Annotated in this window: 11 protein-coding genes; 3 read left to right on the top strand and 8 right to left on the bottom strand. The window is 60.6% G+C overall.

The annotated features are described in order from the left end of the window. The first annotated feature begins 25 nt into the window (after nt 1-25). Nucleotides 26-745 carry a 2,3,4,5-tetrahydropyridine-2,6-dicarboxylate N-acetyltransferase gene (gene dapD, locus GDJ93_RS03735; protein ID WP_152067787.1) on the top strand — a complete coding sequence of 240 codons (720 nt, stop codon included), beginning with the start codon at nt 26-28 and terminating at the stop codon, nt 743-745. A gap of 292 nt (nt 746-1,037) precedes the next feature. On the opposite strand, the gene GDJ93_RS03740 is transcribed toward dapD, so the two are convergent. The 5 genes from GDJ93_RS03740 to GDJ93_RS03760 all read right to left on the bottom strand — a co-directional run bounded on the left by GDJ93_RS03740 (nt 1,038) and on the right by GDJ93_RS03760 (nt 7,840). Further along, nucleotides 1,038-2,042 carry a nucleoid-associated protein gene (locus GDJ93_RS03740; RefSeq protein WP_152067788.1) on the bottom strand — a complete coding sequence of 335 codons (1,005 nt, stop codon included), beginning with the start codon at nt 2,040-2,042 and terminating at the stop codon, nt 1,038-1,040. Between the two features lie 110 nt (nt 2,043-2,152). Further along, the gene (locus GDJ93_RS03745) at nt 2,153-3,313 is read right to left on the bottom strand and encodes an Mbeg1-like protein (protein WP_152067789.1); all 1,161 of its coding nucleotides are present in this window, start codon (nt 3,311-3,313) and stop codon (nt 2,153-2,155) included. 114 nt (nt 3,314-3,427) lie between these two features. Further along, the gene (locus GDJ93_RS03750) at nt 3,428-4,378 is read right to left on the bottom strand and encodes an L-lactate dehydrogenase (RefSeq protein WP_022094138.1); all 951 of its coding nucleotides are present in this window, start codon (nt 4,376-4,378) and stop codon (nt 3,428-3,430) included. A 201-nt stretch (nt 4,379-4,579) separates the two neighbouring features. Then, nucleotides 4,580-5,743, bottom strand: coding sequence for a pyridoxal phosphate-dependent aminotransferase (locus GDJ93_RS03755; protein WP_152067790.1), 1,164 nt, complete (start codon nt 5,741-5,743; stop codon nt 4,580-4,582). A 117-nt stretch (nt 5,744-5,860) separates the two neighbouring features. Beyond that, entirely contained in the window at nt 5,861-7,840 is a 1,980-nt protein-coding gene (locus GDJ93_RS03760; protein ID WP_226812448.1) for an NAD(+) synthase, read from the bottom strand. A gap of 203 nt (nt 7,841-8,043) precedes the next feature. Between GDJ93_RS03760 and GDJ93_RS03765 the strand changes: the two genes are divergently transcribed. Together GDJ93_RS03765 and GDJ93_RS03770 are read left to right on the top strand one after the other, a co-directional pair. Beyond that, nucleotides 8,044-8,997, top strand: a complete 954-nt coding sequence (locus GDJ93_RS03765) for a hypothetical protein (protein WP_152067792.1) — start codon at nt 8,044-8,046, stop codon at nt 8,995-8,997. A 140-nt stretch (nt 8,998-9,137) separates the two neighbouring features. Then, nucleotides 9,138-10,445, top strand: a complete 1,308-nt coding sequence (locus GDJ93_RS03770; RefSeq protein WP_152067793.1) for a hypothetical protein — start codon at nt 9,138-9,140, stop codon at nt 10,443-10,445. A 214-nt stretch (nt 10,446-10,659) separates the two neighbouring features. Here the strand turns inward: GDJ93_RS03770 and ettA are convergent, their stop codons facing one another. The 3 genes from ettA to GDJ93_RS03785 all read right to left on the bottom strand — a co-directional run bounded on the left by ettA (nt 10,660) and on the right by GDJ93_RS03785 (nt 13,499). Then, a complete protein-coding gene (gene ettA / locus GDJ93_RS03775; protein ID WP_152067794.1) occupies nt 10,660-12,339 on the bottom strand; it encodes an energy-dependent translational throttle protein EttA in 1,680 nt (559 codons plus the stop codon). A gap of 184 nt (nt 12,340-12,523) precedes the next feature. Next, complete coding sequence (locus GDJ93_RS03780) at nt 12,524-13,228, bottom strand: SdpI family protein (protein WP_152067795.1); 705 nt, start codon at nt 13,226-13,228, stop codon at nt 12,524-12,526. Continuing rightward, a complete protein-coding gene (locus tag GDJ93_RS03785) occupies nt 13,221-13,499 on the bottom strand; it encodes an autorepressor SdpR family transcription factor (RefSeq protein ID WP_152067796.1) in 279 nt (92 codons plus the stop codon). Before GDJ93_RS03785 ends, GDJ93_RS03780 begins: the two co-directional genes overlap by 8 nt. Nucleotides 13,500-13,523: the final 24 nt, after the last annotated feature.

Raw genomic sequence — 13,523 nt, forward strand, 5'->3', positions numbered from 1 at the left:
AATCCACCCAAAGGAGAGATAGTAAATGAGTAACGCAGCCGAGATGGATGCACAAGAGATTATCAACTACATCGCCACCGCGCCCAAAAAGACGCCCGTCAAGCTGTACGTGCGCGAGAAGCCCGGCATGAAGGTTGCCTGGGACGACGCACATGTCTACGGCGGTCGTCGCGGCAAGACCGTCTTTGGCGACTGGGATGAGCTTAAGGCCATCCTGGACGCCAACGCCGATTCCATCGATTACTACGATGTGGAGAACGATTGCCGCAACTCCGCCGTGCCCATGCTCGACCTTAAGGGCATCAACGCCCGCATCGAGCCGGGCGCGATCATCCGCGACCGCGTCGAGATTGGCGACCGTGCCGTCATCATGATGGGCGCCATCATCAACATCGGCTCCGTTATCGGCGAGGGTTCCATGATCGATATGGGCGCTGTGCTAGGCGGCCGCGCCACCGTGGGCAAGAACTGCCACATCGGCGCTGGAACCGTGTTGGCAGGCGTCGTTGAGCCCGCAAGCGCCACGCCCGTCATCATCGAAGACGACGTCATGATCGGCGCCAACGCCGTGGTCCTGGAGGGCGTACGCGTGGGCAAGGGCGCTGTTGTTGCCGCCGGCGCCGTGTGCGTCGAGGATGTCCCCGCCGGTGCCGTCGTGGCCGGTGTCCCCGCCCGCGTCATCAAGATGCGCGACGAGAAGACCGACAGCAAGACCGGCCTGGAAGAGGGCCTGCGCCAACTGTAGGGTTACGCGGTTTTACCAAACCGCGTAACGGCTCGACGCTCCACCTTTGGTTCCGTCGTTCTAACGAACGACGGACCGGTCGACGCTGCAAACGCCCCTAAGCGGCAATCTGACGTTCAATCGTCGGGCATGACCAGAAGATCAATGCCCTCCTCTTTCACGTCACCTTGCTCGCTCGGGGGCATTTTCGCTGACTTATGCTCAACCAGTAGCGTAATTAAGCCCCAAGTAAAAAGGCCGAAGCCCTCATCCGAGGCTTCGGCCTTTATTTTTTGCAGCGTCCAAGCGCAGTTTATCGATTCTCAATTGACCCGATGTTTTTTAGCTCGATGGAGATGAGGCCGTTGGGCTCGTTGACGAACTCGATATACTCGGAGTTCGAACCCATCTCGGCCGGGAAGCTGATCTCGATGCCCGTGTCGGTACGAATCTTGTGATTGCGCACCGCCGCGCGTTCGACCTGCTTGCGCTCCACGGGCACACGCTCAGGCATCTTCTCCTCGGTCAATGCCGCGCGCACGCTCTCCTTGATAACCGGTTCGTCCTCAAAGACCTCATCGACGATATCCCAAGGCGGCAGCTCCTCGTCATCCTCGACCTTCTCGGCAACAGCAGCCTTAACCTTGGCGAGCGCTACGGCCGTATTGGCACCGTGCTCCTCGGCGACTTCCTCGACCACACGCGTCACGGTGTCGATGACCTCCTTACCCGATACGCCCGTGTCGCACTGCAGCAGGCCATCGGGGATAAGCATACGGTCCTCGCCGGCAATCTTGCGCTTCTTGTCCACGTAGCCGATCTCCATGGTACTCGCGCGCACGATGGCATAGCTCGGCACCTTTTGTGAGGGGTTCGGCAGAATGGCATAGTGGCGCGCAATGTCGTTGCGCACCTCCCCCTCCTCGCGGCCCACTTCGTGCATAAAAGCCTGCTTGGAGGCCAGCAGCATCACGGCAAACCAGCGGGCATCCTCATCGTCGTCAAAATCGGCAACCAGCACGTCGGTGGACTCGGCTTTCTCAGCCTTGGTGAGTTCGGAAGAGATAAACTCCGCAATCTGCTGCGACAGGTCCACGAACTCGCGCTCACCAAAGAAATAGCCCTTGAGCTCACCGCCAAACGCAGAGTTCTCGGCAAACGTGGCGCGCTTGTTATCGGCCGAAGTGCGCGCGCGACGCAGATGTGTGGTCACGAAGTTGCGGACGGTACGGCTCTCGATATCGAGCTCGCGCTGGCTCATGACGTTGACGGCAGAGTCAAAGTCCAGGATATGCAGAATCGCGTGATTGATTTTCATATACGGCATTCCGTTCTAGATTGATTTCGGCACGAATCAGTATAGCGGTCGAGCCCGCCCCAGGCGCTTCGAAGATTGGTGCATCGGGGACAGGTTGCTTGCACCAATGGTTAGCGCAGGAGCTCGGACTGCCAAGCCTCGAGCTGTTCTGCCAAACTCTTGCCGGCAGCGGGCACGTCGATCTGGGGTCGTTTGGGCAACAGTGCGCATTTAAGGATTGCCACGATGGTCTGCGAGACAAAGCGTCGCGTATCCTTGTCAAAGCCTTGCGCAGCCTGGAGCATCACGGGCAGGCTCTCGCGCAGATTCCCAGCGATATCCGCAAACCGCTCAGCACCCGTAGCCTCAAACACGGAGAACAACGCATCTACAAAACGCTCGCGTTCGCTAGGCGACACTGCAAGCAGCATCTCGCGAATGGAACCATCAACGTATCGAGCACCGGCGGACAGGCGCTCACAGTACACGAAGTCGCGACCATCAACCACCCAGCTAAAGGGATTGTGCTGCAGCAGGCTGAACTCGGTGCTCTCAACGATGGCATAGTCCTCCTGCGTCTCGAACATCATGCCAAAGATCGACGACCGAGGTAGCGTCTTGTCGATTCGACCGGAAAGATCGGCAAAGGCGTTGCCGTTCAGAAACTCCTCGACGAACCCTGGACCATCATGGGAATACGCCCGTTCGATTCGCTCACGGGCGACATCGGAGCACATCGCCGCACCGTACACCGCAAGGTTTCCACCCTTGGAATGACCTCCGCACAAAAGCGGCCCGTCGATCGCATCCGCCGCCTCGTCCACATAACGCGCCGCGGATTCCTGGGCCGGCACAGGACACCGGAACGCCATGTTAAAGTCCTCTTTCCAGCCCACAATCGTGCTGTCGGTCCCCCGGAAGGAAAGATAGCTAAACCCCGCCGGAAACCGGAACGCCATGGCTGCAAACTGCTCCGTCGCCACCACATCGCTCACGGCACGATAGCCGCAAACGTGCACGCCGCGGTATCTGGGATTTGCTGCCACGGCCTCCAACAAGGCCCTGCTCCCCTCTGGATCCCACAAGGCGTCAATCATGTCCCGATAGCACTCGGCACGCAGCAGCTCGCGTACGTCTAGGCCCTGCCAGTTCGTCAGCTCCGCCGTATCACCCGGCAAACGCAAATAGGACAACCACGCAAAGACCAGGCTGTCCACCGCGCAGAACGGCCGCTCCTCAAACGGATCAAACGCCGTCTGGGCATAGGTCAAAAAATTAGGCGAATCCGACATGGCCCTCCCATCAACTATGGTGCATTGGAGTCAGGTTACTTTGCACCAAAAAGGCGCCCGGGCCGTGTGGACCCGGACGCCTTCATTGTAGCTTTTCGCTCTAGCGAGCTTGATTTAGCAGGAGAAGTCGACGCTGTCGATGATGTCCTTGAGGGCCTTGGCGGAGACGGTGAGCTCATGCTGCTCGTCGTCGTTCAGCGGCACGGGGACGCGGCAGACAACGCCGTCGCGGCCAACGACGGTCGGCATGGAGATGGCAAGATCGGACAGGCCATACTCGCCCACCATGAGCGAGGAGACAGGCAGAACGGTCTGCTCATCGCGCATAACGGCGGTGCAGATGCGCTTGACGGCCATGGCGACGCCATAGTAGGTGGCGTGCTTCTTCTCGATGATGGTGTAGGCGGAGTTCTTGACGTCCTCGGCGATGCGCTTCTCGGCAGCCTCATGCTCCAGATGGCCGTGAAGCTCGCAGAAGGTGTTCAGCGGAACACCGGCAACCTGAGCGCTGGACCAAGCGACAAACTCGGAGTCGCCGTGCTCGCCCATGACATAGGCCTGGACATCGCGCGGGTCAACCTCGACGTGGGCACCAAGCATCTGCTGCAGGCGACCGGTGTCGAGCACGGTGCCGGAACCGATGACGTGGCCCTCGGGCAGGCCGGACATCTTGATGGCGGCGTAGGTCAGAACATCGACCGGGTTGGAGACGATGAGCAGAATGCCGTCGAAGCCGGACTTCTTAATCTCGGGGATAATGGACTTAAAGATGCTGACGTTCTTGTTGACCAGGTCCAGGCGGGTCTCACCGGGCTTCTGGGCAGCGCCAGCAGTGACGACGATCATGGCGGCGTCGGCGACATCGGAATAATCGCCGGCGTAGATCTTCATCGGCTCGGCAAACGTCATGCCGTGCGCGATATCCAGGGCCTCACCCTCGGCGCGGTTCTTGTCCACGTCGATGAGGACCATCTCGGAGAACAGACCGCTCTGCATCAGTGCGAACGCCGAAGACGAACCGACGAAACCGCACCCGACAATAGCGACCTTCTTCTCGTTAACCATTAGAAACTCCCATCTCTCTCCACAAACAAGCCGCCCGGGAACGACCCGAGCGGCTTGCCGTGATCCCAATACATCCAATCGGGACTTTGATTATGCTCCTATTCGCAGCCAAAAATCGACCGTTTACCGAAATTGTTTGCAGAATTCGTAAAATAACTGCACGAAATCGGTTTCGAACTATTGACGAGCCGAAATAGCTTTCTAATACAGGCCCGCCTCGCGAATGGCCTCGACAGCCAAAGCGATCTGGTCGGGCGGCAAGACCAGCGCCATGCGCACGTGCCCCTCACCCGAAGGACCAAAGCTCGCGCCCGGCGTCACCACAACGCCGGCCTTCTCCATGAGCTCCTCGCAAAACGCCATGGAATCGGTGCGGCCACCGGGAAGCTTGGCCCACACAAACATAGAGCCATGCGCGTTGGGGCGCTCCCAGCCCAGGCCCTCAAGACCGTCGCACAGGGCATCGCGGCGCTCCTGGTACTTCAGACGCTGCGCCTCGACCTCATCGCGCGGACCGTTCAGGCAGGCGATGGCGGCCTTCTGGATCGGGAAGAACATACCGAAGTCGATCTGGCCGCGCAGCTTGGCAAAGGCCGAGACCACATCCTCGCGACCGACCAAAAAGCCGATGCGCGCGCCGGTGACGTTAAACGACTTGGAGAGCGAGAAGAACTCCACGCCCACCTCAAGCGCACCGGGATACTGCAAGAAGCTGCCGCCCGGCTCGCCGTCGAACACGATGTCGGAGTATGCGTTGTCGTGAACGATGAGCAGGTCGTGCTCGCGGGCGAAAGTGATGATCTCCTCGTAGACCTCGGGCGTGCCCACCGAGCCGACCGGGTTGGCGGGCAGCGACACGATCATATACTTGGCACGATCGGCCACCTCGGGATCGATACCCGCCACATAGGGCAGGTAATTATGCTCGGCAACCAGCGGATAGTATTCGAGCTTGGCATCGGCGATCTTGGCACCCGCCTCGAAGACCGGGTAGCACGGATCGGGAACCAAAATAGTATCGCCCGGATCGAGCAGGGCCAGGCCCAAATGGCCCACACCCTCCTGCGTGCCGTTGCACGACTGCACCATAGACGGCGTAATGCCGGAGACACCAAAGCGACGCTCGTAGTAATCGCACACGGACTGCTTGAGTTCGGGCAGGTCGCGCAGGGCATACTTCCACATCTCGGGATCTTGGGCTGCCTGCGTGAGCGCCTCGACCACGTGGTCGTACGGCTTAAAGTCGGGCGTGCCCACGCTCATGTTGTAAATGGTCTTGCCCTGAGCCTTCAGCGCGAGAAGCTTGTTGTTGAGCGAGGCGAAGACCTCCGCGCCAAAGCGGTCGAGACGCTGCGATGCCTGCATGGTGCCACCTTTCGATATAAAAAAGCGGCGCTCCGACAAGAGCGCCGCGCGATACGGGCCATCAGATTGCAAAAGTGTAACGCTTGCAACCCCCGTATTGGTTCAATTTAGCCAACCTTAGTCAACTGGATTGAGCGCGTCGATCTGCGCAAGCCACAGACGCGAGCTGGCGTCACTCGGCATGCGCCAATCGCCGCGCGGGCTGAGCGTCACCGAGCCCACCTTGGGACCATCGGGCAGGCAGCTGCGCTTAAACTGCTGGGCAAAGAAGCGACGGTAGAACGTACGTAGCCACGTGTGGACGGTCTTGGCGTCGTAGACGCCCTCGAAGCTCTTGAGCGCCATGCGGTAGATCTTGCCCGGCTCAAAGCCAAAACGCAGCAGGTAGTAGAGGAAGTAGTCGTGCAGCTCGTACGGGCCCACCAAATCCTCGGTCTTCTGCGCAATCTCGCCGTCGCCCGTGGGCGGCAGAAGCTCGGGGGACACCGGCGTATCGAGGATATCGAGCAAGACCTCGGCAATGCGCCCGCCAAAGACATCGGCAGCATAGCGTACCAGATGGCGCACAAGCGTCTTGGGCACGCTCGCGTTGACGGCGTACATGCTCATGTGGTCGCCGTTATAGGTAGCCCAGCCGAGCGCCAGCTCCGACAGGTCGCCCGTGCCAATGACAAAACCGCCAGCCTGGTTGGCCAGATCCATCAGAATCTGCGTACGCTCGCGCGCCTGGCTGTTCTCGTAGGTCACGTCCTGCACGGCCGGATCATGCTCAATGTCCTTGAAGTGCTGCTCCACAGCCGCGTGGATCGAAACCTCGCGGAAGCTCACACCCAGGTCGCGAGCGAGCGACTCGGCATTCGACTTGGTGCGATGCGTCGTGCCGAAGCCGGGCATGGACACGGCTGTGATACCAGTGCGCGGCAGCCCCAGCGCATCGAAGGCACGCACGGTCACAAGCAGCGCCAGCGTGGAATCGAGACCGCCCGAAAGGCCGATAACGGCCGCCTTGGTGCCCGTATGGGCAAGGCGGGTCTTGAGGCCCGCGGTCTGCAGGTCGAGGATGGTCTCGCAGCGCTCAGCCAGGTCACCATGGTCGGCAGGCACGAAGGGCGCGCGGGGGAAGACTCGGTCGATGTCGAGCGCATCGCGCAGGACAGGTTCTTCGGCCAGTACGCCCTCAAACGAAAACTCAACGGTCGCGGATTCCGGCGCATCGTCGGTGCGCGTCCACGTCGTCGAGCGACGGCGCTCGGCAACCAGGCGGTCAAGGTCAACGTCGGCGATGGCCATATCGCAGGTAAGCAGTTTGGTCGCGGCGAGCTTGGAGCCGTTTTCGTAGACGAGGTTCTCACCCGCAAAGACCATGTCGGTCGTGGACTCGCCCTCGCTCGCGTCCGCGTAGGCATAGGCGCAGTACAGGCGCGCGCTCTGATTGGAGATAAGGCTGCGGCGGTAATCTGCCTTACCGATAATCTCGTCCGAGGCCGACGGGTTGAGAATCACCGTCGCACCGGCAAGCGCCATCTCGGTCGAAGGGGGCGCCGGCACCCACAGGTCCTCGCAGACTTCAACGCCCAGCACCATATCCTCGGCACCCTCATCACAGCAGCGGTAGACAAGCCCCGAACCCAGCGGAACCGGACCCTGACCGGCAAATTCAACCCACACGGGATCCGCAGGCGACGGAGCAAACCAGCGACGCTCATAGAACTCGCCATAGTTGGGCAGATACTTCTTGGCCGTGAGGCCCAAAAGCTCGCCCGCGCAGCACACGGCGGCACAGTTGTAGATATTCTCGGCAACCGCAACGGGAAGACCGATGGTAAAGACAATCGGCAGCTCACGGGTTTCATCGAGGATATGCACCAGAGCAGCCTCGCAGGCATGCAGCAGTGTGCGATTATGGAACAGATCGGCCGCGGTATAGCCAGTCAGATTAAGCTCGGGCAACACCAACGCGCGAACGCCACGCCCGGCAGCATCGCGAACAGCCGCCAGCGCAACCTCGGCATTGCCCTCGACATCGGCCACGCGAATCTGCGGCGACGCCGCCGCCACACGCAAAAAGCCATCAGACTGAGAAAGGTGAAGATTCATAAGAATGCTCCCGTGCGTAGACGCCATTCACAACAATTAGCAAGTCCTATTGTAGTTCAACCGCCGGGTGGAACCGCATCCCACCAACTTGGTGAGCAATTGATGAGTTGATGGTATCTGTTAAATGTCACGTACGATTCACATCTGGTGGGTACCCTGATGGCTACACGAAACGAAGCAGATTTACACCGGGAGGACCCCGTATGACAACCAAGTACACCGACGCGCCACGCACGCGCGTCATGACGCCGGCATCGCTCAACAACGGCGTGCACGAAAACCATTCCATCGGACAGACCATGGCCATCGCGCCCAAAAAGGGCCTGTTTGACGACATTTCCATTCCCCAGATCATCGCCGGCGCCGCAGCTGCCGCCACGAGCGTGGCGCTTGCTTCAAAGATCGGCATTGCCGGCTCGGTGATTGGTGCCGCTGTGAGCTCAGTCATCACTGTTGTGTCCTCGCAGGTCTATCGCCACTTTATCTCCGCCAGCGCCGAAGCAATCAAGGGCACGCATGCCGCTGTCGACTACCCTGCCGGCGCCTACGAGCCCGTTGAGCCCGATGTCGAGGAGCACCTAGGTGGCGCCGCGACCACGCAGGAGATGCGCCAGGTTGCGGGACGCGCGACCACGGCGCGCGTCGCCCCCAACAGCCTGCGCGCCAAGGCGGCGGCAGAGCGCAGCCAGACGCAAAAGAAGGTCATCGTCTTCTCGATCGCTATCGCCATCGTCGCGGTCATCGCCTGCGCCGGCGCCATCCTTATCACCACTGCCGGTGAGGGTCTGGGCGAGCGTCCCGAGCCAATCCTGTCGTCGCGCACGACCGAGAGCGATGCAAATGGCAACACCCAGTCGCAGGATCAGCAGGCACAGACGGACGACACGCAAGACAGTCCTACCTCTGCCAATTCGTCCTCGAACACCCAAAACCAATCGCAGGGCACCGATTCCTCTACGGCCAACAGTGGCACGCCGTCCGGCACGACCGACTCAAGCCAAACGACTGACGGTTCACAGCCGAACACGGGAGGCCAGACGAGCGACACCACGTCGGGAACGGGCACGGCAGACAGTAACAACACCAACAGCTCGAGCGGAACCGCTTCCGGCACGGCATCTGACAACTCGAGCCAAGGCACGGCATCGGGCAACTAAGCACGTTTGCCTCTCATAGATAACCGACCTGTGCAACGGGCGCGAATCGAAAGCGGTTCGCGCCCGTTTGCCTTGGGCGCCGCCATGGCGAACGCTATGCGATGGTAAGATGCTTTACATGTGTAAAGAGGAGATTTGCCATGAGCAAGACAATAGTTAGGCCCACGCTTTCGCTGGGCAACCACATCTATCTGTATCGCCTGCTGCGCGATGCGATTGGATGTGGCAAGCAAACGTTTATGACGCAGGTCGAGGAGGCGCTCGCCGCTGGCGACATGACCGCTTATGACCTGGGCTTCGAGTCCACGCGCGAGCTGCTCAAGGAGCTCGACGACTGCATTAAGCTGACCGTCTTTAAAGGCGGCCGCCTGTATGCCACGGTCATCGCCAACGAGGCCTGGGATGCTGCGCTTGCCAAGGGCGAGGACAAGCCCAAGACCGCCAAGGGCGCCAAGCAGTCCTACAAAAAGAAAAAGCGCGGTGAGAAGGACCTCAAGGCCGTGCGCCCCAAGCACGTTAAGCGTCCCGAGCCCGAAGCCATGGTTGAAGCCGCGCCGGAACCCGAGCCCGAGACAGAGATCGAAGTCGCTATTGAGGTAACGGCAGAAGCCGAAACCGAAATCGCCGCCACGACCGATTCCGAAGTCATATCCGAGCAGGAAGCCACTGTGGAGCTCAACGAAGCGCCCAAGTCGACAACCGAAGAAGCCGCTGACCAACCCGAGCCGTCTGCGTTCCAAAACAGCGATGTCTTTGGCGACGAGGCCGAGGACGATCAGTCCGACGAGCCCGCAGATCAAGACGCTACCGAGTCGACACCGGAGCCCGAGACGCCGCAGCCCGCCATCTCGCTCACGGTCGTCTATGACCCCGAGAACGCCAACGCCGGCATCACCACCATGGCATCCACGCCCATCGAAGCAAAGTCGAGCGTCGAGAACGAGGACGCGACGCAGGTTGAGGTTGAAACCGCAGCTGCAGACGCGCCCGTCACCGTGGAGCCCGCAGATTCCACGATCAAGCCGGAAGCGACGCCGGAGCCCGCACCCGTCATCGAATCCGTGCCCACCTCTGCTTGCGGCCAAATTCCCGCACCGGCACCGGCTTCGGCACCCGCAGCGGCCCCAACCCCCGCACCCGCAGCACCGACCATCCCCGAGGACTTCCCCATCGATTTCGCAACCGAGGTCTTCTGCCCCGGCCCGCTTCTGCACCAGCTGTCGACCTATCTCCCCTACGGCGCCGATACCCTCGGCATTGTCGGCGAGTACTACTGGATCGCCCGCGAGCGCGGTACCATCGAGGCCGCGCGAAACCGCGCAAGCTTCCCCCTGCGCTACACGCAGGCCGGCGAGCGCCGCGAGGTTGCCGTGCGCATCCGCCGCAATACCACCGGTGGCCTCGGATCCACCTGGGCCATCGATAAAGTCGAAGAACCCGAGCAGTAACGACAAACGACTCAAATCCAAATCAGGATTTGAGCCGTTTTTATTTGTTGATGTTGCGTAACCAACAGCGAGCGGGCCGCAAGTGCCCCAGGTTGCCGTGAAAGAGGAGCGACGCGTACTTCGGTACGCGAGCGACGGCTTGAACGGCAAGATGGGGTGCTTGCGACCCGCGCAGCGTCGAGCAGTTACGCGGTTTGGAAAACCGCGTAACGATCTAGTCGCGCGTCAGCTTACGGTGAATACGATGCGGCTGGGCTGCGTCCTCGCCAAGGCGCTCGATGCGGTTGGCCTGATAGGCCTCGAAGTTGCCCTCAAACCAATACCAGTTGCCCGGATTCTCGTCGGTGCCCTCCCACGCCAGAATGTGCGTGGCGACGCGGTCCAGGAACATACGGTCGTGGCTAATGACCACCGAGCAGCCCGGGAACTCGAGCAGCGCCGCTTCGAGCGAGGACAGCGTCTCGACGTCGAGGTCATTCGTGGGCTCGTCGAGGAGCAGCAGGTTGCCGCCCTGCTTGAGCGTAAGCGCCAAGTTCAGACGGTTGCGCTCGCCACCGGAGAGTACGCCGGCGCGCTTCTGCTGGTCCTGGCCTTTAAAGCCAAAGCTCGCCACATAAGCACGGCTCGGAACCTCGGTCTCACCGACCATCATGTGGTCCAGGCCATCCGAGACGACCTCCCACAGGTTCTTATCGGGGTCGATGCCGGAACGGTTCTGATCGACATAGGAGATCTTGACGGTCTCGCCCACCTCGAGCTCGCCCGAAGTCAGCGGCTCCAGGCCCACGATGGTCTTGAACAGCGTGGTCTTGCCCACACCGTTGGGGCCGATGACGCCCACGATACCGTTGCGCGGCAGGGTGAACGATAGGTCGTCGATGAGCACATGGCCATCGAACTCCTTGTGCAGGTGATGAGCCTCGAGCACCTTGTTGCCCAGACGCGGGCCCACGGGGATGCGGATGTCGGTCCAGTCGAGCTTCTGGCTTGCGCGGGCCTCGGCCTCCATCTCCTCGTAACGAGCCAGACGGGCCTTGTTCTTGGCCTGGCGAGCCTTGGGCGAGCTGCGTACCCACTCGAGCTCGGCCTCCATGCGCTTGGCGAGCTTGGCGTCGCGGTTGCCCTGCGCCTCGATACGGGCGGCCTTGGTCTCCAGATACGTGGAGTAGTTGCCCTTGTAGGGATAAAGGTGACCGCGGTCGACCTCGCAGATCCACTCGGCAACGTTATCCAGGAAGTAGCGATCGTGCGTGACGGCAAGCACCGCGCCCTGGTAGTTGTGCAGGAAGTGCTCGAGCCACAGGATCGATTCGGCGTCCAGGTGGTTCGTGGGCTCGTCGAGCAGCAGCAGGTCGGGAGCCTCGAGCAGCAGCTTGCACAGGGCCACGCGACGGCGCTCGCCGCCGGAAAGTACGTTGACCGGCATGTCGGAATCGGGCAGCTGCAGGGCGTCCATGGCCTGGCCGAGCTTGGAATCGATATCCCAGCCGTCGGCGGCGTCGATCTCGTCCTGGAGCTTGCCCATCTCGGCCATGAGGGCGTCCATGTCGCAATCCGGGTCGCACATCTCCTCGCCGATCTTATTGAAGCGATCGACCTTGGCGATCATATCGCCAAACGCCATGCGCACGTTCTCGATGACGGTCTTGTCGTCGTCGAGCGGCGGCTCCTGCTGCAGGATGCCCACAGTGTAGCCGGGGGTGAGCCTGGCATCGCCGTTGGAGACCTCCTCGATGCCGGCCATAATCTTGAGCAGGGTCGACTTACCCATGCCGTTGGGACCCACGACGCCGATCTTGGCACCGGGGTAGAAGCTCAGGGTCACGTCGTCAAGGATCACCTTGTCGCCATGGGCCTTGCGAGCCTGATACATCTGGTAGATAAACTCTGCCATTTGCCTGTTCTATCCTTTCTACCTGCTGTTTCCCTATTCTTGATTCGCTTTAGTGGAAACGAAATGAGGGAACCAGCTCTGAAACGTAACGAAAAAGGGGCATGGTTGCCCACACCCCCTAATACTACCTGGGAAAAGTCCCCCGGAACATACTATGAACTGCGTACGCTAGTTTTCCGCAACCTTAACGAGCGGCTCGCTGCGATTTGCGCCACAACAGATACGAGTAGACGTAGACGGCTCCAACCGAACCAAACGCCAGAACCGCAATCACCGCGGCGACGACTTCACTCGAAAGCACGCTGCCTGCCACGCCCATCACAATCAGGCCAATACCCAGCACCATAAAGCAGGCGCCGCCAAAACGCTGAGTACGGCGCCAGTTCTCGGGATCGGCAAGCGCCCAAGGTGTCTTGATACCGAGCGTATAGTTCTGCTTCACACGCGGCAAGTAGTTGCCTACGCCGATGAATAGCAAACCGACAACACCGGAAATCAGCACGTTAACCGAACCGGCCGCCGGCACCACGCCCCAGACCGTAAGCTCTCCCAGCCAGCTTATGGCGCACATGAACAAGGTGAAGGCGATTACGAAGCCCTGGTAGAACTTGCCCGAAGTTCGATATGCCTCACCTTTGGGGTCGATGCGCGGCACCATGCGGAACATTGCGAGAAGCGCCAGAGGCAGCACGCCGAGCGCGGAGGCCATCCAGCTAGGACCCCAACCGTCGACGGCGCCGTTCGCGCCCCAGTGCGTGGGAATCTGCGTAGGCAAGCTCGGCATCACCATGAGGTGCGCTACGACATTGGCGACGCACAGAGCGACCAGCGCAATCCACACGCGCGACGATACCCCCGTGGGGTGAATGCCCTTGTTTTCGTTATTCATCCTTATCACCTCCAGTGTTTGTAAAGCCCATAAACCAGCCAATTAAATCCTGCATGACGGTGGTGTTTAAGCTGTATACGATGTTTTGACCATGGCGCTCGTCGGTCACCAACCCGGCGTTTTTGAGCGTCGCCAAGTGATGGCTCAGCGACGGCTTACTGATATCGAAATGCTCGGCAAGCTCCCCCGCCGTGCAATTGCCCTCGCGCAGCAACTCCAAAATGCGCCGTCGCGTTGGATCGGCAAGCGCCTTAAAACCCTCTCCCGGCATAAGACCTCCTCTCATCATCTCTCA

The organism is Collinsella aerofaciens (genome assembly GCF_902501475.1).
Lineage (GTDB): Bacteria > Actinomycetota > Coriobacteriia > Coriobacteriales > Coriobacteriaceae > Collinsella > Collinsella aerofaciens_AL.

Excerpts from the sequence above, each read along its gene's own strand:
- dapD (WP_152067787.1), top strand. The coding sequence starts at position 26 with ATGAGTAACGCAGCCGAGATGGATGCACAAGAGATTATCAACTACATC.
- GDJ93_RS03740 (WP_152067788.1), bottom strand. The coding sequence starts at position 2,042 with ATGAAAATCAATCACGCGATTCTGCATATCCTGGACTTTGACTCTGCC.
- GDJ93_RS03745 (WP_152067789.1), bottom strand. The coding sequence starts at position 3,313 with ATGTCGGATTCGCCTAATTTTTTGACCTATGCCCAGACGGCGTTTGAT.
- GDJ93_RS03750 (WP_022094138.1), bottom strand. The coding sequence starts at position 4,378 with ATGGTTAACGAGAAGAAGGTCGCTATTGTCGGGTGCGGTTTCGTCGGT.
- GDJ93_RS03755 (WP_152067790.1), bottom strand. The coding sequence starts at position 5,743 with ATGCAGGCATCGCAGCGTCTCGACCGCTTTGGCGCGGAGGTCTTCGCC.
- GDJ93_RS03760 (WP_226812448.1), bottom strand. The coding sequence starts at position 7,840 with ATGAATCTTCACCTTTCTCAGTCTGATGGCTTTTTGCGTGTGGCGGCG.
- GDJ93_RS03765 (WP_152067792.1), top strand. The coding sequence starts at position 8,044 with ATGACAACCAAGTACACCGACGCGCCACGCACGCGCGTCATGACGCCG.
- GDJ93_RS03770 (WP_152067793.1), top strand. The coding sequence starts at position 9,138 with ATGAGCAAGACAATAGTTAGGCCCACGCTTTCGCTGGGCAACCACATC.
- ettA (WP_152067794.1), bottom strand. The coding sequence starts at position 12,339 with ATGGCAGAGTTTATCTACCAGATGTATCAGGCTCGCAAGGCCCATGGC.
- GDJ93_RS03780 (WP_152067795.1), bottom strand. The coding sequence starts at position 13,228 with ATGAATAACGAAAACAAGGGCATTCACCCCACGGGGGTATCGTCGCGC.
- GDJ93_RS03785 (WP_152067796.1), bottom strand. The coding sequence starts at position 13,499 with ATGCCGGGAGAGGGTTTTAAGGCGCTTGCCGATCCAACGCGACGGCGC.